The following is a 1,252-nucleotide window of genomic DNA, read 5'->3' on the forward strand; positions in this document are numbered from 1 at the left end:
CTAGTAGATTGTTGCGGCTAAGTATTGTTCTGGTTGGTGGAGTTGAGGGTCGGGCAGGCTCCCCTTGTCGTTTCCGTTCGGCCGGGCAGGGGTGTCGTGTCCTCGCAGAAGAAGTATCCGGTTGCGTTGAGTGTCGAGGATCGTCAGGCGTTGGTGCGGGTGACCACGACGGGAGTCCGTAGCGCGTCGATGATCAGGCGGGCGCGAGTGCTGCTCGCCTTGGACACGTCGGTGGGTGAGGTCGATCCGCGGGCGGTGATCGCAGAGCGGGTCGGGGTCTCGTGCGAGTCGGTCCGCCTGATCTCGAAGCGGTACGCGGAGACCGGCGGCGATGTGTGGGCCACGGTCGGCCGGAAGCAACGCGCATGCCCGCCGGTGCCCTCCCCGGTGACCGGCGAGGTCGAGGCGAGGCTGATCGCGCTGGCCTGCTCGACGCCGCCCAAGGGGCACGCCCGGTGGTCGCTGCGGCTGCTGGAGAAGCACGTCGCGCTGATCGAGGACATCCCGGATCTGGACCACTCCACGATCGGCCGGGTGTTAAAAAAACGGAGTTGCGTCCTCACCTGAAGAAGTGCTGGACCATCCCGCCGGCTGCGAATGCGGCCTTCGCCGCGGCGATGGAGGACGTCCTGGCGGTCTACCGCCGCCCCCTCGATCCGACGCGCCCGGTGGTGTGCATGGACGAGAAGCCGTACCAGTTGCTCGGCCACGTCCGCGATCCGCTTCCCGCGCGGCCGGGCCGCGACCGCCGCGAGGACAACGAGTACGTCCGCTCGGGGACCTGCTCGATCTTCTGCTGGGTCGAGCCACTGCGCGGATGGCGGCGCGTGGACGCCCGGCCTCGGCGGACCAAGGTCGACTGGGCTCACCAGGTCGAGCACCTCCTGACCGTGGACTACCCCGACGCCGCCACGGTCGTGCTGGTGATGGACAACCTCAACACCCACTCCATCGCCTCGCTCTACGAGGCGTTCGACCCGGAGAAAGCCTTCGCGCTGGCTCAGCGCCTGGAGATCCACCACACCCCCAAGCACGGGTCCTGGCTCAACATCGCCGAGATCGAGCTTTCCGCGCTCACCCGCCAGTGCCTGGACCGCCGCATCGACGACCTCGCCGTACTCAACGCCGAACTTGCCGCCTGGCAGCAGCAGACCAACAGCGACCAACGCCAAGTCGACTGGCACTTCACCACCGACGACGCACGCGTGAAACTGCGCCACCTCTACCCAACATCACAGCAAAAATAAGCCGC

The 1,252-nt window shown here is 67.0% G+C and carries 2 protein-coding genes; both read left to right on the forward strand.

Going from position 1 to position 1,252, the window contains the following annotated elements:
- The first annotated feature begins 126 nt into the window (after positions 1 to 126).
- Positions 127 to 567: a helix-turn-helix domain-containing protein gene (locus JS756_RS35765; RefSeq protein ID WP_205387432.1), complete on the forward strand. Its 441-nt coding sequence runs from the start codon at positions 127 to 129 to the stop codon at positions 565 to 567.
- Positions 552 to 1,247 carry an IS630 family transposase gene (locus JS756_RS35770; RefSeq protein WP_205387433.1) on the forward strand — a complete coding sequence of 232 codons (696 nt, stop codon included), beginning with the start codon at positions 552 to 554 and terminating at the stop codon, positions 1,245 to 1,247. Before JS756_RS35765 ends, JS756_RS35770 begins: the two co-directional genes overlap by 16 nt.
- Positions 1,248 to 1,252: the final 5 nt, after the last annotated feature.

Source organism: Streptomyces actuosus (assembly GCF_016921115.1).
Classification (GTDB): Bacteria; Actinomycetota; Actinomycetes; order Streptomycetales; family Streptomycetaceae; genus Streptomyces; species Streptomyces actuosus_A.